This is a genomic window from Streptomyces sp. NPDC048507 (assembly GCF_043199995.1).
In the GTDB taxonomy this organism is placed as follows: Bacteria; Actinomycetota; Actinomycetes; order Streptomycetales; family Streptomycetaceae; genus Streptomyces.
Window position 1 is genome coordinate 614951 of sequence record NZ_JBICWZ010000002.1, and the last position, 16424, is coordinate 631374.

15 protein-coding genes are annotated in these 16424 nt (G+C 73.2%); 5 read left to right on the top strand and 10 right to left on the bottom strand.

Going from position 1 to position 16424, the window contains the following annotated elements:
* The first annotated feature begins 392 nt into the window (after positions 1-392).
* The gene (locus ACGFXC_RS07870; RefSeq protein WP_393710573.1) at positions 393-2981 is read left to right on the top strand and encodes an ATP-binding protein; all 2589 of its coding nucleotides are present in this window, start codon (positions 393-395) and stop codon (positions 2979-2981) included.
* Between the two features lie 505 nt (positions 2982-3486).
* Here the strand turns inward: ACGFXC_RS07870 and ACGFXC_RS07875 are convergent.
* The 5 genes from ACGFXC_RS07875 to ACGFXC_RS07895 all read right to left on the bottom strand — a co-directional run bounded on the left by ACGFXC_RS07875 (position 3487) and on the right by ACGFXC_RS07895 (position 7920).
* Entirely contained in the window at positions 3487-3693 is a 207-nt protein-coding gene (locus ACGFXC_RS07875) for a DUF397 domain-containing protein (RefSeq protein WP_393710940.1), read from the bottom strand.
* Positions 3694-3802: 109 nt separating this feature from the next.
* Positions 3803-4978 carry a thiolase domain-containing protein gene (locus ACGFXC_RS07880; RefSeq protein ID WP_393710575.1) on the bottom strand — a complete coding sequence of 392 codons (1176 nt, stop codon included), beginning with the start codon at positions 4976-4978 and terminating at the stop codon, positions 3803-3805.
* Positions 4975-6042, bottom strand: a complete 1068-nt coding sequence (locus ACGFXC_RS07885; protein WP_393710576.1) for a thiolase domain-containing protein — start codon at positions 6040-6042, stop codon at positions 4975-4977. Before ACGFXC_RS07885 ends, ACGFXC_RS07880 begins: the two co-directional genes overlap by 4 nt.
* On the bottom strand, positions 6042-7004 hold the full coding sequence (locus ACGFXC_RS07890) for a Zn-ribbon domain-containing OB-fold protein (protein ID WP_393710578.1): 963 nt from the start codon (positions 7002-7004) through the stop codon (positions 6042-6044). Before ACGFXC_RS07890 ends, ACGFXC_RS07885 begins: the two co-directional genes overlap by 1 nt.
* Positions 7005-7119: 115 nt before the next feature.
* Positions 7120-7920: a crotonase/enoyl-CoA hydratase family protein gene (locus ACGFXC_RS07895; protein ID WP_393710580.1), complete on the bottom strand. Its 801-nt coding sequence runs from the start codon at positions 7918-7920 to the stop codon at positions 7120-7122.
* A 174-nt stretch (positions 7921-8094) separates the two neighbouring features.
* On the opposite strand from ACGFXC_RS07895, the gene ACGFXC_RS07900 reads away from it, so the two are divergent.
* On the top strand, positions 8095-9726 hold the full coding sequence (locus ACGFXC_RS07900) for an acyl-CoA synthetase (protein ID WP_393710581.1): 1632 nt from the start codon (positions 8095-8097) through the stop codon (positions 9724-9726).
* A 48-nt stretch (positions 9727-9774) separates the two neighbouring features.
* Here ACGFXC_RS07900 and ACGFXC_RS07905 read toward each other — a convergent pair whose 3' ends face one another.
* The 3 genes from ACGFXC_RS07905 to ACGFXC_RS07915 form a co-directional block, all read right to left on the bottom strand.
* Positions 9775-10281: a dihydrofolate reductase gene (locus ACGFXC_RS07905; protein ID WP_393710583.1), complete on the bottom strand. Its 507-nt coding sequence runs from the start codon at positions 10279-10281 to the stop codon at positions 9775-9777.
* Positions 10278-11075 (bottom strand): thymidylate synthase, encoded by a 798-nt coding sequence (locus ACGFXC_RS07910; protein WP_393710585.1) that lies wholly within the window; start codon positions 11073-11075, stop codon positions 10278-10280. Before ACGFXC_RS07910 ends, ACGFXC_RS07905 begins: the two co-directional genes overlap by 4 nt.
* Positions 11076-11178: 103 nt before the next feature.
* Complete coding sequence (locus ACGFXC_RS07915; RefSeq protein ID WP_393710587.1) at positions 11179-11394, bottom strand: hypothetical protein; 216 nt, start codon at positions 11392-11394, stop codon at positions 11179-11181.
* 209 nt (positions 11395-11603) lie between these two features.
* On the opposite strand from ACGFXC_RS07915, the gene paaK reads away from it, so the two are divergent.
* From paaK to ACGFXC_RS07930, 3 genes are all read left to right on the top strand, one after another.
* Positions 11604-12911: a phenylacetate--CoA ligase PaaK gene (paaK, locus tag ACGFXC_RS07920; RefSeq protein ID WP_393710589.1), complete on the top strand. Its 1308-nt coding sequence runs from the start codon at positions 11604-11606 to the stop codon at positions 12909-12911.
* 126 nt (positions 12912-13037) lie between these two features.
* Complete coding sequence (locus ACGFXC_RS07925; protein WP_393710591.1) at positions 13038-13892, top strand: YhjD/YihY/BrkB family envelope integrity protein; 855 nt, start codon at positions 13038-13040, stop codon at positions 13890-13892.
* A gap of 135 nt (positions 13893-14027) precedes the next feature.
* The gene (locus tag ACGFXC_RS07930) at positions 14028-15332 is read left to right on the top strand and encodes an alpha/beta fold hydrolase (RefSeq protein WP_393710593.1); all 1305 of its coding nucleotides are present in this window, start codon (positions 14028-14030) and stop codon (positions 15330-15332) included.
* A 14-nt stretch (positions 15333-15346) separates the two neighbouring features.
* On the opposite strand, the gene ACGFXC_RS07935 is transcribed toward ACGFXC_RS07930, so the two are convergent.
* Together ACGFXC_RS07935 and ACGFXC_RS07940 are read right to left on the bottom strand one after the other, a co-directional pair.
* Positions 15347-15817, bottom strand: a complete 471-nt coding sequence (locus ACGFXC_RS07935; protein WP_393710595.1) for an RICIN domain-containing protein — start codon at positions 15815-15817, stop codon at positions 15347-15349.
* Between the two features lie 58 nt (positions 15818-15875).
* Positions 15876-16337 (bottom strand): ricin-type beta-trefoil lectin domain protein, encoded by a 462-nt coding sequence (locus ACGFXC_RS07940; protein ID WP_393710597.1) that lies wholly within the window; start codon positions 16335-16337, stop codon positions 15876-15878.
* Positions 16338-16424: the final 87 nt, after the last annotated feature.

Genomic DNA, 16424 nt, shown 5'->3' on the forward strand with positions numbered 1-16424 from the left:
AGCAGCCGATGCGGTCAGCATCGCCGCCCGCTTGGCAACCTTGTTGAGCATGACGATTCCCTTCGATCGGAATCCTGCTGATTCGCCACCCGTTTCGGCTCGTAAGCGGCTGCACGGCAACCCAGATGCGCCTTGCGCTCTTCGACCGGCCTGTTTGGACCGCGTGCCGACGAGACCCCCAGGGTGGGACTCTGCCGCCAGAATGCGGCCGACATAGCCGGGGACGCATCGGGCGTACACCCCATGTTCCGCGCCGGGCCGCCCCACATTCCCCCTTCCGGCCCCCCACATCCGCCCCGGCGTCTCCGCGACACCAATTGCGGCGGCCGGGGCGTCCTGGAGCGTCCTGGATCTTTTGCGCGGCCCTGGATGCGGGGAGAAAATGAGATGTGATGGACCTGCTAGAGCGAGAGGCCGAGCTCCAAGCCCTCGTCGGCCACCTGAAAGCGGCCGTGAGCGGTCCGGGACGTCTGGTCCTTTTGCGCGGAGAGGCCGGGAGCGGCAAGACCGCCGTCGTCCGCCGGCTGGAGCGGCTGACCGATCCGCACGTCCGGGTTCTCGTCGGCGCCTGCGACCCGCTGACCACGCCCCGCCCCCTGGGCCCCCTGATGGACCTCGCCCCGTACCTCGGCCGCCCGGTGCGCGCCGCTCTGGCCGGGGTGGGGACGGCCTCGTGCCGGAACGACGAGGTGTTCGACCTCCTGCTCGCGGACCTCGGCACCTGTCCCGGTCTGCTCGTCGTGGAGGACGTCCACTGGGCCGACGAGGCCACGCTGGACCTGCTCCGTTACCTGGTCCGGCGGCTGCCGAAGGCGCCGGCGCTGGTGGTGGTCACGTACCGCGACGACGAGATCGGCCGCACCCACCACCTGAACAACCTCCTCGGCACCCTGGCCGGCTACCCGTGGGTCTACCGCCAGGATCTGGCGCCGTTGAGCCTCCAGGCCGTGGCCCGGCTCGGCACTGGGCACGCTGTCGACGCCGAACTGCTCCATCGCCTCTCCGCCGGAAACCCGTTCCTCGTGGCCGAGGTCCTGGCCGCGCCCGCCGAACCCGTACCGGCCACGGTTCGCGAGGCCGTCACCGGCCGGCTGGCCGGGCTGTCGGCCGCCGCGCGGGCGGTCGTCGATGTGCTGGCCGTCCTGGGGCGCCGGGTTCCGCTGCGGTTGCTGGCCGACGTCCTGCCGGACCCGGAGAAATCCCTCGACGAGGCCGTGGCCTGCGGGATCGTGTGCACCGACGGGCAGGGCGCCGGGTTCCGGCACGAACTCAGCCGGCTGGCGGTACTGGACGCCGTCCCCGCCGCCTTCCGGTTGCGGGTGCACCGGCAGGTGCTGGCGGTGATGGGGTCCGGTCCGGTCGCCGGGGAGGACCTGGCGCTGCTGGCCGATCATGCCGAGGGAGCGGGAGATCCGAGCGCCGTGCTGAAGTACGCGCCCGCGGCGGCCGCCCGTGCAGCGTCCTCGGGCGCGTACCGGGAGGCGGCCGTCCAGTACGCCCGGGCCCTGCTGTACGCGGACCGGCTGCCAGCGGATCGGCTGGCTCCGCTGTTGGAGGGCCATTCCCGGGCCTGTCTCCTGTCCAGCCGGCTGGACGAGGGAATCGCCGCCCGGCGTACCGCGGTGCGGTTGCGCCGTACGCTCGGCGAGCCGCTGCGCGAGGGAGACGACCTGCGCTGGCTGTCAGGCTGGCTGTGGCCGGCCGGGAAGGCCGCCGAAGCCGGACGGACCGGCCTGGACGCCGTACGGGTGCTCGAAGGGCTGGGCCCGAGCCAGGAGCTCGCGCGGGCGTACCTGAACCTCTGCCGACTGGCCTGCTACGCGCACGACGGGGTGGAGGCGACAGCCGCCTACGCCGAGAAGGCGACCGCCCTCGGCGAGCGCTTCGGCGACGCGGGGGTACTCGTGCAGGCGCGCTTCCACGCGGCGGCGTCACGCATGCTGGGCGGGGAGGGCGGCTGGGAGGACTGCGAACACGCACTGTCCAGCGCGATGGCCCAGGACCTCCCAGTGGACTCGGGCCTGTTGGCGCTCGTCACGTGCTGGCTGGCCGCGCTGCAACGCGACGTATCGCGGACCGGCGCGGCCGTGAGCCGGGCCGAATCGTACTGTCTCGAACGGGACCTCCAGTCCTACCTGCTGTGCGCGAGGGCCTGGGGAAGCACGGGGCTGCTGCACCGGGGCGCGTGGATCCCGGCCGCCGATGCCGCACGGGCGGTCTTGTCCCATCCCCACGCACCGCCGGTCGCCCGGTCCACGGCCCTGACGGTCCTGGGGCTGGTGCAGGCCCGTCAGGGCAAGGCCCGGGTGTGGCCGCTGCTGGACCGGGCGGCGAAGCTGGTCGACCCGGACTGCCTGCTGGACACGGGTCTGGGCCGGGAGGCACGGGTGGAAGCGGCCTGGCTGGTCGGTGACCACGAGCTGGTACGGGCGGAGGCCGGGCGCGCGCTGGCCGCGCTGGCGGACCGCACCCACCCCTGGCTGTCCGGCCCCCTGGCCTGCTGGATCGGGCGCGCCGGGGGCACGCCGCCGCCGGTGCCGGCGGCCGGGCCCTACGCGCTGGAGCTGGCCGGCGACTGGGCCGGCGCCGCGGCGCGGTGGGACGGGCTGGGCTGCCCGTACGACGCCGCGCTGGCCCGCCTGGCCGGCGACGCTCCCGCCCTGCACCAGGCCCTGACCGCCTTGGAGGCCCTCGGCGCCCTGCCCGCGGCGGAACACACCCGCGCCGTGATGCGTGCCCGTGGTGTCCGTCCCGGCCGGCGTGGCCCGCGGTCGGCGACCCGGGCCAATCCGTACGGGCTGACCAACAGGGAGCTGGACGTGATGAAGCTGCTGGACGAGGGGCTGACGGATGCCGAGATCGCCGCCCGTCTCTACATCACGCCCAAGACCGCCGGACACCACGTGGGCGCCGTACTGGCCAAAGTCGGCGTCCACACCCGTCACGAAGCCGCCCGCAAGCTCCACCATTGCGAGCCCTGATTCAGGTGATGAGGATGAGGAGAACAGCGATTCGGCACACCGGCCTCGCGACGGCCGCCTGCTGCTGCGTGGCAGTCGGTACCTGGGGCGCGTCGGCGACCGCGGCGGCCGCCCTGCCGCCACGGGCGGCGCCCACCGCGTCGGTCGCGTCCGGTGCGTCCGTCGCGTCGGCGCCCCGGTGCTATGCGGCGCGGGGCGATCCGGACCGTGTCGTGTGCTACCGGACGTCCTATAAGGCCGAATTCCGGAACGGCGACATCGTCTACGTCCCGCGGCTCATACAGGTGCCCACGCCGTCGCCCCCGCCGTCCGCCGTCATCGTGGACAGCCTGAACGACATCCGCCCCGATGGCGGACCGGGCAGCGGATCCGGCCCCGGACACAGCGGGTGATCCACGACGGATGACGGCTCCTCCGGCCCCGTCGGCCGGATCGGGCGGAGGCCTCGGGCGGAGGCCTCGGGCGGAGGCCTCGGGCGGAGGGCTCGGGCAACGGGGTCAGTCGGTCAGTCGAACCGGCCGCCGCGCGCGTCCAGCACGAACCTGCGCCATTCGTCCGGTGCGAAGATCAGCGAGGGGCCGTCGGGGCGCTCGCCGTTGCGCATGGCGATGAACCCCTCCACGAAGGCGACCTGGACGTCGCCCACCCCCCGGCTGCCCGGCTGCCAGTCCGCCCCGCTGAGATCGAGTTCGGGCTTGCCCCACCGCGTCATGCTCTCGGCCACGTGCGTGCTCCTCCCGGTACGTCGTCCGGGGGCCAAGGGTAGCCACCGGGGCCGCCCGCGCACAGGCCGCGGCGGACGGCCCCGGGTCCGCCGCGCCTCAGCCGGTCGGCGCCCCGGCGCCCACCAGCCACATCGCGAAGAACTGCGCCCCGCCCCCGTATGCGTGCCCCATCGCCCGGCGGGCCCCCGGGACCTGGTGTTCGCCGGCCAGCCCGCGCACCTGGAGGGCCGCCTCCGCGAAGCGGATCATGCCGGAGGCGCCGATCGGATTGGTGGACAGCACCCCGCCGGAGGGGTTCACGGGCAGGTCCCCGTCGAGCTCGGTGACCCCGGCCTCGGTGAGCTTCCAGCCCTCGCCCTCCTCGGCGAAGCCCAGGTTCTCCAGCCACATGGGCTCGTACCAGGAGAACGGCACGTACATCTCGACGGCGTCGATCTCCCGGCGCGGATCGGTGATCCCGGCCTGCCGGTAGACGTCGGCCGCGCAGTCCTTGCCGGCCTGCGGGGAGACGAAGTCCTTGCCCGCGAAGAGGGTCGGCTCGCTGCGCATGGCCCCGCCGTGCACCCAGGCGGGCGGTTTCGGCGAACGGGCCGCGCCCGCCCGGTCGGTGAGGACCATCGCGCAGGCCCCGTCCGAGGAGGGGCAGGTCTCGGAGTAGCGGATCGGGTCCCACAGCATCGGGGAGGCCTGGACCTTCTCCAGGGTGATGTCGTGCTCGTGCAGGTGTGCGTACGGGTTCTTGAGCGCGTTGCGCCGGTCCTTGTACGCGACGAGCGAGCCCACCGCGTCGGGGGCGCCGGTGCGCCGCATGTACGCGCGCACGTGCGGGGCGAAGAAGCCGCCCGCGCCGGCCAGCAGCGGCTGCTGGAAGGGGACGGGCAGGGACAGTCCCCACATGGCGTTCGATTCGGACTGCTTCTCGAACGCGAGGGTCAGTACGGTCCGGTGGACGCGGGCCGCGACCAGGTTGGCGGCGACCAGGGCCGTGGACCCGCCGACGGAGCCCGCCGTGTGCACGCGGAGCATGGGCTTGCCGACCGCGCCGAGGGCGTCCGCGAGGTACAGCTCGGGCATCATCACCCCCTCGAAGAAGTCGGGGGCCTTGCCGATGACGACCGCGTCGATGTCCGCCCAGGTCAGCTCGGCGTCGGCGAGGGCGCGGGCGGCCGCTTCGCGGACGAGTCCGGCGATCGAGACGTCGTGCCGGGCGGCGACGTGCTTGGTCTGGCCGACGCCGACGACGGCGACCGGCTCCTTGCCCGAGCTGCTCATGCCCGTTCCCCTTCCAGGACGGCGACCAGGTTCTGCTGGAGGCAGGGGCCGGAGGTGGCGTGGGCGACGGCCCGGTCGGACGCGCCGCGGTGGATGCGCGCGGCGGCCTCGCCGATGCGGATCAGGCCCGCCGCCATCATCGGGTTGGCGGCGAGCGCCCCGCCCGAGGGGTTGACGGCCACTTCCTCCCCGAGGCCGAGGGCCTTGCGGAGCACGACCTCCTGGGAGGAGAACGGCGCGTGCAGTTCCGCCGTGTCCACGGGGGCCCCGTGGAGTCCGGCCCGCTCGGCGGCCAGCCGGGTGGACGGGGAGTCGGTCAGGTCCCGCAGGCCCGGGCCGTGGGCCTCGATGCGGTGGTCGATGCCGGTGATCCAGGCGGGGCGCGCGCACAGCCGCCGCGCGGTGTCCCCGGCGGCCAGGATCACGGCGGCCGCGCCGTCGCCGATGGGCGGGCAGTCGCCGGTGCGCAGCGGCGCCACCAGGTAGTCGCCCTGCGGGACGGCGCCCCGCAGCTGCGCGTGCGGGTTGTCCTCGGCGGCCCGCCGGGCGCGGGCGCCGATGGCGGCGAGCGCCTCCTCGTCGGTGTCCCCCGCGTCGATCAGTGCCCGCGCCTGGAGGGCGGCCAGGGCCACCGAGTCGGGCCAGAGGGGGGCGAGGTAGTACGGGTCCAGCTGGCGGGTGAGGACGTCGCGCACGGAGCCCGGGGAGGACTTCCCGTACGAGTAGACCAGCGCGGTGTCGGCCTCGCCCGTCTGGATCTTGACCCAGGCCTCGTAGAGGGCCCAGGCGCCGTCCATCTCGACGTGCGATTCGGAGATCGGGGGCCAGGCGCCGACCCCGTCGAGGGTCATGGTGAAGGAGAAGGCCCGGCCGGCGAGGTAGTCGCTGGAGCCGGAGCAGGTGAAGCCGATCTCCCCGGCCTTCAGCCCGGTGGCCTCCAGGACCTGGTGCAGGACCGGCATGACCATTTCGACTTCGCTGAGTTCGTCGGTGCGGCGCGCGTGGTCGCTCTGCGCGAACGCGACGACGGCCACGTCCCGGGCGTACCGGCTCGTTCCTGGCATCAGATGAGCTCCTTGTACGCGTCGTAGTCCGCGTCCGGCTCGCCGGTGGGGCGGTAGTGGTCGGGGTGGCTCGCGCCGTCGGACCACACCGGCTCGACGCGCAGGCCCATGCGGACCTGGTCGTACGGGATGCCGCCGATCCGGCCGTGCAGCGCGAGGTCGGCCCCGTCGAGGGCGATGTGGGCGTAGACGTAGGGGACTTCGATGTCGAGGTTCTTGGCCTTGATGTTGACGATGCAGTACGTGGTGACGGTGCCGGCGGGGCCGACCTCGACCCGGTCGGTGGTGGCCACCCCGCAGGTGGGGCACGCGCCGCGCGGGGGGACGTAGACCTTGTGGCAGGAGGGGCAGCGCTCGCCGACGGTGCGCCGCTCGGCGAGGGCGTTGAGGTAGGCGGTCTGGGCGCGGCCGGGGCTGTAGGTGTAGTCGAGGCGGGCCTCGGCGACGATGCCGGTGACGGGGTCGGCGAAGGTGCCGTCGTGCGGTGCGGCCGTGGCGGGCCCGGCCGGTCCGGCGTCCGGCTCGAAGCAGGCGATGTCGGTGATGGCGCCGGTGCGTTCGGCGGCCCAGCGGATCCGTACGCGCATGCCGGTGCGGACCGCGTCGGGGCCGGGGGCGTCGAGGGCGTGCAGGATCGCGGTGTCGGCGCCGTCGAGGCGTACGAGGACCCAGGCGAAGGGCGTGGCGAGGGGCTGCTGGGGGTGGGGGTCGCCGTTCCACGCCCAGGTGGTGACGGTGCCGGCCGGCGCGACCTCGACGAGCTCGCGCAGCTCGTCGGCGGTGACGGGGTCGTACTCGACGGGCGGCACCATCACCTTTCCGGCGGTGGTCCGGACCCCGAGCACGACGCGTTCGCGCAGGCCGGTGAGGAAGGCGCTCTGCACGGGGCCGAGGGAGCGGGTGAAGGGGAACTCGACGACGAGCGGCGCGCGGAGCACCTGGGGTGGGGAGGCGGATGTCATGGCTGGTCTCCGATGCTCGGAAGGGACCCGGGGCGGGGCGGAGCTCCGGGGGCGGGCGGAACCCCGGGGGCGGGGGCGGAGCCCCGGGGTGAGGACGTACGTCCGCGTTACGGGTTCAGGCCCGGCGGTACACCGGGGGCCGCTTCTCCGCGAAGGCCCGCGCCCCCTCCTTCGCGTCGGCGGTGTCGAAGACCGGCCAGCCCCGCACCAGTTCGGCGGCCAGCCCCTGCGTCTCCGTCAGCTCGGCGCTCTCGTAGACGGAGGCCTTCACCGCCTCCACCGCCAGCGGCCCGCACGCGTTGATCCGCTCCGCGGTCTCCAGCGCGGCCTCCAGCGCCGTCCCGTCGGGCACGACCCGCCCGATCAGCCCGATCGCGGCCGCCTCCGCCGCCGCGTACGGGCGTCCGGTCAGCAGCATCTCCAGCGCGTGGGTGCGCGGGATCTGGCGCGGCAGCCGGACCGTCGAGCCGCCGATGGGGAACAGCCCGCGCTTGACCTCGAACAGGCCGAAGGTGGCTCCCTCCCCCGCGATCCGGATGTCGGTGCCCTGGAGGATCTCGGTGCCGCCCGCCACGCAGTACCCCTCCACCGCGGCGATCACCGGCTTGCGCGGCCGGTGGTGGCGGAGCATCGCCTTCCAGTGCAGGTCGGGATCGGCCTTGAGGCGGTCGCGGTACTGATCGCCCGCCATGCCCTTCCCGGCCAGCGCCTTGAGGTCCATCCCGGCGCAGAAGTCCCCGCCCGCGCCCGTCAGGACGACCGAGCGCACCGTGTCGTCGGCGTCCGCCTCCAGCCAGCCGTCGTACAGCCCGACCAGCAGGGGAAGCGAGAGCGCGTTCTTCGCCTCCGGCCTGTTCATGGTCAGCACCAGCGTCGCGCCGTGACGCTCCACGGTCAGGTGTTCCGTCCCACCCATTGCCGTCCTCCCGTCTCAAGACCTAGAACAGGTTGCAGGAGGGGCGGGTGCAGTTCAATAGTTTTCTGACACTCAGTCAGATTTATCGGCGCGCGCCCTTCACAGTTCCGCGGAGCGGGGCTCTAATGACCGCCGAGCAGCCCAGCCATGGGAATTTTCGGGTCAGGAGGAACGGTGGAGTACAACCTTGCCGACCTGTTCGAGTCGGTGGTGGACGTGGTCCCGGACCGCGAGGCCCTGGTGTACGTGGACCACCCCGGAACCGGTGCCGAGCGCCGCCTGACGTACGCGCAGCTCGACTCGGCCGCGAACCGCCTCGCGCACCACCTCCTCGACAGCGGCCTGCGGCCCGGCGAGCACCTGGGGCTGCACCTCTACAACGGCGTCGAGTACCTCCAGACCGTGCTGGCCTGCCTCAAGGCCCGGCTGGTTCCGGTGAACGTCAACTACCGGTACGTGGAGGAGGAGCTGGTCTACCTCTACAACGACGCCGACCTCGCGGCGCTCGTGTTCGAGGGCGAGTTCACGCGGCGGGTGGCGGCCGCGCTGCCGCAGACGCCGCGGCTGCGGCACCTGGTCCGGGTGGGGCCGGTCCCGGCGGACGCCCCCGAGCCGGCGCTCGTCCCGGTCGCGTACGAGGACGCGGAGGCGGCCGGCTCGCCCGCGCGCGGCTTTGCGCCCCGCAGCCCCGACGACCTGTTCATCATCTACACCGGCGGCACGACCGGGATGCCCAAGGGCGTCATGTGGCGGGCCGAGGACCTGTTCTTCGCGGGGCTCTTCGGCGGCGAGCCCTCGGGCGAGCCGGTGAAGCGGCCCGAGGAACTGGCCGAGCGGGTCGCCGCCCGGGGTGCGGGGCTCACCTTCTTCCCGGCTCCCCCGCTGATGCACGGCACCTCGACCCTGACCTCGTTCATCGCCTTCAACTACGGCCAGCGGGTGGTCATCCACCGCAAGTACGCGCCGGAGGAGGTGCTGCGCACCATCGCCAAGGAGAAGGTGTCGAGCGTGTCCCTGGTGGGCGACGCGATGCTGCGGCCCCTCATCGACGCGCTGAACGGTCCGCTCGCGGGGACCGACCTGTCGTCGCTGTTCAGCGTCTCCTCGTCCGGGGCGATCATGTCGGAGACGGTGCGCGCGGAGTTCCAGCGCCTCGTGCCGAACGCGGTGCTGCTGAACAACTTCGGCTCGTCCGAGTCGGGTTCCAACGGCCGGGCGACGGACGACTCCGGCCCGGAGAAGGGGTTCCGGCTCCAGGTCAACGACCGTACGCAGGTGGTGGACCCGGTGACGCACGAGCCGGTGGGGGTCGGCGTGCCGGGGCGGCTCGCGCAGCGCGGGCACGTACCGCTCGGCTACTACAACGACCCCGCGAAGACCGCCGAGACCTTCTTCCAGAAGGGTGCGGAGCGGTGGGTGCTGCTCGGTGACATGGCGACCGTCGACGAGGAGGGCATCGTCACGGTCCTGGGGCGCGGGTCGCAGTGCATCAACACCGGCGGGGAGAAGGTGTACCCCGAGGAGGTCGAGCAGGCTCTGAAGTCACATCCGGACGTCTACGACGCGCTGGTCGCCGGTGTCGCGGACCCGACCTGGGGCAGCCACGTCGCGGCGGTGGTGCAGGTGCGCGTCGGCGCGGCCGCGCCGACGCTGGAGGAGATCCAGCGGCACTGCCGCACCCGGCTGGCCGGCTACAAGATCCCGCGCCAGCTGGTGGTCGCGGACGCCATCCAGCGCTCCCCCAGCGGCAAGGCGGACTACCGCTGGGCGAAGGCGGTGGCCACGGAGGCGGACTCGGCGCCCTGAGCGGCCGGGGCGGGGCGCTGCGCGGCCGGGGCGGCGGCGCCCCGGCCGTCAGCGGGTGTAGGTGCGGATGCGGTAGCGCAGCCCGGTCGTCGAGGACAGCCAGCCGGCGTCCTCGGCGATCCGCCACGCCGGGTCCGGCGCCGGGGCGTAGGTGTCGCCGCCGTCCACCACGGTGTCGACCTCGGTGACCGAGAGCGTCGTGGCGTGCTCCAGGGCGGCGCGGTAGATCTCCCCGCCGCCGATCACCCACGCCTCGGCGGGGGCTCCCGCCGGCGCCGGCCCGGCCGCGAGGTCCAGCGCCGCGGCGACGGACCCGGCACGCTCCGCGCCCTCGGCCGTCCAGTGCGGGTCGCGGGTCACCACGATGTTGCGACGGCCGGAGAGCGGCCGGAACCGCGGGGGCAGCGAATCCCAGGTCTTGCGCCCCATCACCACGGGATAGCCCAGGGTGGTCGCCTTGAAGTGCGCCATGTCCTCGGGCAGCCGCCACGGGATGGCGTTGGCCGCGCCGATCACGCCGTCGGGGGTCTGCGCCCAGATGAGCCCGACCCTCATACCGCGACCGGGGCCTTGATCGCCGGGTGGTGCTTGTAGCCGAGCACCGCCACGTCCTCGTAGGCGTAGTCGAAGAGCGAGTCGGCCCGGCGCAGGCTGAGCTCGGGGAACGGCAGCGGCGTGCGCGAGAGCTGTTCGGTCACCTGCTCGACGTGGTTGTCGTAGATGTGGCAGTCGCCGCCGGTCCAGATGAAGTCGCCCGGCTCCAGTCCGGCCTGCTGCGCCACCATGTGCGTGAGCAGGGCGTAGCTGGCGATGTTGAACGGCACGCCGAGGAACAGGTCGGCGCTGCGCTGGTAGAGCTGGCAGGAGAGCTTGCCGTCGGCCACGTAGAACTGGAAGAAGGCGTGGCACGGCGCGAGGGCCATGCGGGGCAGCTCCGCGACGTTCCAGGCGGAGACGATCATCCGGCGGGAGTCCGGGTCGCGGCGGAGGGTGTCGAGGACCTCGGTGATCTGGTCGACGTGGGCGCCGTCGGGGGTGGGCCAGGAGCGCCACTGGGCGCCGTAGACGGGGCCGAGGTCGCCGTTCTCGTCGGCCCACTCGTCCCAGATGGTGACGCCGTGCTCGCGCAGCCAGCCGGTGTTCGAGTCGCCGCGCAGGAACCAGAGCAGCTCGTACACGATCGACTTGAGGTGCACCTTCTTGGTGGTGACCAGCGGGAACCCCCGCGAGAGGTCGTAGCGCAGTTGGTGCCCGAAGACACTTCGGGTGCCGGTGCCGGTCCGGTCGGCCTTGGCCGTTCCGGATGCGAGCACCAGGCGCAACAGGTCTTCGTACTGGGTGTCCTCCACGGTCGTCGATTCTACGGGCCGCGGGCCGGGGCCGATGCCGGAGGGTGCGACGCCCGCCCCGGCATCGGCCCCGGTCGGCGCCCCGGCGGGGCCGTCGGGCGCCCTAGAGCTGGGCGCGCAGTTCGGCCGCGAGGCCACGGGCCCAGCCCGCCAGCTCGGTGCGGCCGGCGCCCCGGCCCAGGGCGCCGGCCTGGTCGTCGCTCAACCGGTGCGGGCCGGTGTCCTCCAGCAGGTGGGCCGTCTCGGCCAGCAGCTCCGAGAGCCGTCGGGCGTCGGAAGCGCTCAGGCGTACCGATACCGCCGGGTCGATGACGGACATCGCCGCCGCCTCCCTTCGCGCCTCCCGGGCCGGGGGCTCCTGTTTCGACCGTACGCCCGTGGCGGGGGCGCCGCCGCTCGGGCGGCGGGGGTGGCGGGGGCGCCCCCGGGACCCCGCGGACGATCACTCGTTCGAGTCATTGCTTTAGCGGACGAGGTCCGGCAGTCTACCGAATGAACGTTCGGTTGGCTCTCGGTGAGGTGACGGCAATGACGGCGTACGCGGACATCCATGACGACGGTGAGCGGCTGAGCCCCGACGAGCTGGCGGCGCTCCAGCTCAAGCGGCTCCGGGCGACCCTGCACCGGGTGTACGAGCGCGTGCCCTTCCACCGCCAGGCCTTCGACAAGGCCGGGGTGCACCCCGACGACTGCCGCTCGCTGGCCGATCTCGCCCTGTTCCCCTTCACCACCAAGGCCGACCTGCGCGAGCAGTACCCGTTCGGGATGTTCGCCGTGCCCCGTCCGGAGGTGCGGCGCATCCACGCCTCCAGCGGCACCACCGGCCGCCCCACCGTGGTCGGCTACACCGAGGGGGACCTGTCGGTCTGGGCCGATGTCGTCGCCCGCTCGCTGCGGGCGGCGGGCGCCCGGCCCGGCCACATCGTGCACGTCGCGTACGGGTACGGCCTCTTCACCGGGGGCCTGGGCGCCCACTACGGCGCGGAACGCCTGGGCTGCACGGTGGTACCCGCCTCCGGGGGCATGACGGACCGCCAGGTCAGACTGATCCAGGACTTCCGGCCGGAAGTGATCATGGTGACGCCCTCGTACATGCTCACCCTGCTGGACGAGATGGAGCGCCAAGGCGTGGACCCCCGCTCGACCTCGCTGCGGACCGGGGTCTTCGGCGCGGAGCCGTGGACCGAGGAAATGCGGCGGGAGATCGAGGAGCGGCTCGGCATGGACGCCGTGGACATCTACGGGCTGTCCGAGGTGATGGGCCCCGGCGTGGCCCAGGAGTTCGCCTCGCACAAGGACGGTCTGCACGTCTGGGAGGACCACTTCTACCCCGAGGTGGTCGATCCGCTGACCGGGGCGGTACTGCCGGACGGGGAGCCCGGGGAGCTGGTGTTCACCTCCCTCACCAAGGAGGCCATGCCGGTCGTGCGCTACCGCACCCGCGATCTGACGCGGCTGCTGCCCGGGACGGCCCGGCCGGCCTTCCGCCGGATGGAGAAGGTCACCGGCCGCACCGACGACATGCTCATCGTGCGCGGCGTGAACCTCTACCCCACCGCGATCGAGGAGATACTCCTGCGCACGCCCGGGCTCGCCCCGCACTTCCAGCTGCGGCTGACCCGGGAGGGCCGGATGGACGTCCTGACGGTCCGGGTCGAGGCCCGTCCCGACGCCGACGCCGGCCGCCGCCGGGACGCGGCCGCGGAGCTGGTCCGGGCCGTGAAGGACTCCGCCGGGGTGTCGGTCCGGGTCGAGGTGGTGGATCCGCAGACCCTGGAGCGTTCGCTCGGCAAGATCAAGCGGATCCGCGACCTCCGGGACGCCCGCCCGGCCTGAGCCGGGACCCTGAGCCGGGGTCCGGCCCGGACCGCGCGGGCCGACGGGTGGCCGAAACCACCCCTTCGGGCCCACTTCGGCGGCGCTCACGGGAATCGGCGGGGCGGCCCGGGTAGGGGATGAGGCGTGACCTCGATCCTCCGGAAGCTCTACGACCGGCTCCAGGGCTCCTCCGCCGGGCTGGCCTGGAGCCGCGGCCGGGAGATCGAGCTGATGCACCGCGCGATGGGCTTCGCCGCCCTCGGGTTCCTCACTCTGGTGCCCCTGCTCGTGGTGGTCGCCGCGGCCGCCCCGGGCAGCGGTTCGAACTTCGGCCGCTGGCTGGGACAGGCCCTCGGGGTGACGGCGTCCTCCCGGGCCCGGGTAGAAATGCTGTTCGGGGCGGCCGACCTGGCCCTGGAACGCACCACCGCCTTCGGGCTGGCCGCCCTCGCGGTGTTCGGCCTGACCTTCGGCTCCGCCGTGCAGACCGGCTACGAGAAGGTGTGGGACCTGCCGACCGCCCGCTGGCACACCATGTGGCGGCACGTGGTGTGGCTGGCCCTGCTGGTCTGCTACCTCGCGCTGCTGGTCGGGATCCCGGCCCCGTCCGATGACGTGCTGGGCGGCGTCCTCGGCACCATCAGCGACGTGGTCGGCACCTGCCTGTTCTTCTGGAGCTCCGGGCGGCTGCTGCTGGGCGGCCGGGTCCGCTGGCGCGCGCTGCTCCCGGGAGCGGTGGCGACCAGCCTCGGCCTGCTCGGCCTGCGGGTCTTCTCGCAGCTGGTGTTCTCCCCGCTGATCGCCTCGAACGCGGTCACGTACGGTCCGTTCGGCACCCTCCTGGTCGTCCAGTCCTGGCTGGTCGGCGTGGGCTTCGTGGTCTACGGCGGCGCGCTGGTCGGCCGCCTCGTCCACGAGCACCTCACCGTGCGCCGCCTGCGCGCGAGCGGCGTCCTGGACCCCGAGGACCGGCCGCCCCCGGACTCCGCCGCCGGCTGAGCGGCCGCACCCGGAGCGGACCGGGGCGTGGCTAGACTCGGGACGCGGCCGCCGGGTGCCCGGGCCCGCGGCGACCGGACCGTCGTACCGCGCCGCACCGCGGCGTACCGCACACCGCAGAGTCAGGGAAGCCGCGTGACCACCAGCTACCGCCAGCCCGGCGTCGTCCTCACCGATCACCGCTTCACGGTCCCGCTGGACCACGACGACCCGGGCGGCGAGCGCATCGAGCTCTACGCCCGCGAAGCCGTCGCCGGCGGCAAGGACCCGGCGGGCCTGCCGTGGATGCTCTACCTGGAGGGCGGCCCCGGCTTCGGCGCCCGCCGGTTCACCGGCCGTCAGGCCTGGCTGGAGCGCGCCCTGCGCGACCACCGCGTCCTGCTCCTGGACCAGCGCGGCACCGGCCGCTCCACGCCCGCCAACCGGCAGACGCTGCCGCTGCGCGGCAACCCCGCGCGGCAGGCCGCGTACCTCGCCCACTTCCGCGCCGACTCCATCGTCCGGGACTGCGAGAGCATCCGTCCCGCCCTGACCGGCGGCGCCCCCTGGACCGTGCTCGGACAGAGCTTCGGCGGTTTCTGCGTCACCCACTACCTCTCCACGGCTCCCGAGGGCCTGCGCACCGCGCTGATCACCGGCGGGCTGCCGTCCCTCACCGCCACCGCCGACGAGGTGTACGCGGCAGCCCTCCCCCGCGTCGAGCGCAAGAACCTCGCCCACTACGCCCGCTACCCGATGGACGTGGAGCGCGCCCGCCGCATCGCCGGACACCTCGTCGAGCACGCCGTCACCCTCCCCGGCGGCCACCGGCTCACCCCCGAGGCGTTCCAGTCCCTCGGCATCCTGCTCGGCACCGGGGACGGCAGCCACCAGCTGCACTACCTGCTGGAGGACGCGTTCGTCCGCACGGGTAGCGGGCCCGCCCTGTCCGACGCCTTCCTCGAGGCCGTCCGCGCGCACCTCTCCTTCGCCGGGCACCCGCTCTACGCCCTCCTGCACGAGGCCATCTACGCCCAGGACCCGGCCGCCCCCACCGGCTGGGCCGCCGAGCGGGTCCGCGCCGCGCGGCCCGGCTTCGACGCGGCCGGCACGCTCGCCGGTGACGGGCCCCTCCTCTTCACCGGCGAGAGCATCCACCCCTGGCACTTCGGCACCGACCCGGCGCTCGCGCCGCTGCGCGAGACTGCCGAGCTCCTCGCCGCCCGCACCGGCTGGACCCCGCTCTACGACCCGGCCCGGCTGGCGGCGAACGAGGTCCCGGCCGCCGCCGCCGTCTACCACGACGACATGTACGTGGACACCGCCCACTCCCTGGAGACCGCCCGTGCCGTGCGCGGCCTGCGCACCTGGGTCACCGACGAGTTCGAGCACGACGGGGTCCGGGCCGGCGGCCCTCGGGTCCTGGACCGCCTACTCGCCCTGGCCGCCGACGAGGTCTGAGCCGGCGGACCCGGTCAGCGGGGGTTGCCGTACAACCAGCTCTGGTAGCGGTTGTTGGGCGTGGACTCCTTCAGGTACACGTTGCCCTTGTCGTCCGAGTCGAGGGCGTTCGCGTTCCACAGCTGGTTGGAGCGTCCGTTGTTGAACGTGCCCCAGCGCTGCGGCCGGTAGGAGCCCTCGGCGCAGCTCATGGTGCGCACGGTGTCCTCGCTCACCCCGGTCAGGCACTTGCCGGTGGCGACGTTCTTGAAGCTGAAGTAGTAGTCCGTGCCCAGGTTCACCGAGATCCACTGCTGGTACGGGTTGTTGGCCGTACACGGGTTGGTGTAGACCTTGCCCGCCTGGTCGGAGTCGAGGCACCGGCCGGTCTGTTCGTTGCGGATGTTCTGCGGGAACCCCGGATCCGGATTGGCGACGGCCGGGGTCGCGATCAGGACGGTGCCCAGAGCGGCGAGGGCTGCGGCGGTGGTGATGCGGGCTTTCAAGGTTGTGACCTCACTCGGGTGCGGGGGGTGTCGTCGTGCGCGCGGGTGGCAAGCCGGATCAGGCCACGTACCAGAGCCAGCTCTGGTAGCGGTTGTTCGCCGTGGGCGCCTTGAGGTAGACCTGCCCCTTGGTGTCGGAATCCAGGGCGAGGCCGAAGTTGCCCAGGCCGTTCACGCCGGAGGCCCTGACGAGCCCCCAGTTCATGGGGGTGTAGTTCTGTACGCAGGGCATGGTGCGCACCGCGGTCGCGCTGGCCGCGGTGAGGCACCGTCCGGTCTGGACGTTCTCGACATGATTGCCCCACGTGTACTTCCACTGCTGGTACGGATTTCCGTCCCGGCACGGCTTGGTGTAGACGTTCCCGTCCGTGTCCGAGTCGAGGCACCTCCCGGTCTGCTCGTTGACCACCGAGCTCGGCACGTTCATGAACGGGTCGTCGTAGGCGTGCGCGGAGGTTGCCGACAGGATGGTCAGGCCGACGCCGGCCAGGGCAGCGGTGACGCCGAGTCTGATCTTCATGGACGTCCTTCTGTCACCCGGCGCGGTGTCCGCGCCGGCGGTGTGCGGTGGACCGGAGCGCACCGCGGGGGCGGCCGCGCGTCCGGT

Excerpts from the sequence above, each read along its gene's own strand:
- ACGFXC_RS07870 (WP_393710573.1), top strand. The coding sequence starts at position 393 with ATGGACCTGCTAGAGCGAGAGGCCGAGCTCCAAGCCCTCGTCGGCCAC.
- ACGFXC_RS07875 (WP_393710940.1), bottom strand. The coding sequence starts at position 3,693 with ATGACGCGGTGGGGCAAGCCCGAACTCGATCTCAGCGGGGCGGACTGG.
- ACGFXC_RS07880 (WP_393710575.1), bottom strand. The coding sequence starts at position 4,978 with ATGAGCAGCTCGGGCAAGGAGCCGGTCGCCGTCGTCGGCGTCGGCCAG.
- ACGFXC_RS07885 (WP_393710576.1), bottom strand. The coding sequence starts at position 6,042 with ATGCCAGGAACGAGCCGGTACGCCCGGGACGTGGCCGTCGTCGCGTTC.
- ACGFXC_RS07890 (WP_393710578.1), bottom strand. The coding sequence starts at position 7,004 with ATGACATCCGCCTCCCCACCCCAGGTGCTCCGCGCGCCGCTCGTCGTC.
- ACGFXC_RS07895 (WP_393710580.1), bottom strand. The coding sequence starts at position 7,920 with ATGGGTGGGACGGAACACCTGACCGTGGAGCGTCACGGCGCGACGCTG.
- ACGFXC_RS07905 (WP_393710583.1), bottom strand. The coding sequence starts at position 10,281 with ATGAGGGTCGGGCTCATCTGGGCGCAGACCCCCGACGGCGTGATCGGC.
- ACGFXC_RS07915 (WP_393710587.1), bottom strand. The coding sequence starts at position 11,394 with ATGTCCGTCATCGACCCGGCGGTATCGGTACGCCTGAGCGCTTCCGAC.
- paaK (WP_393710589.1), top strand. The coding sequence starts at position 11,604 with ATGACGGCGTACGCGGACATCCATGACGACGGTGAGCGGCTGAGCCCC.
- ACGFXC_RS07940 (WP_393710597.1), bottom strand. The coding sequence starts at position 16,337 with ATGAAGATCAGACTCGGCGTCACCGCTGCCCTGGCCGGCGTCGGCCTG.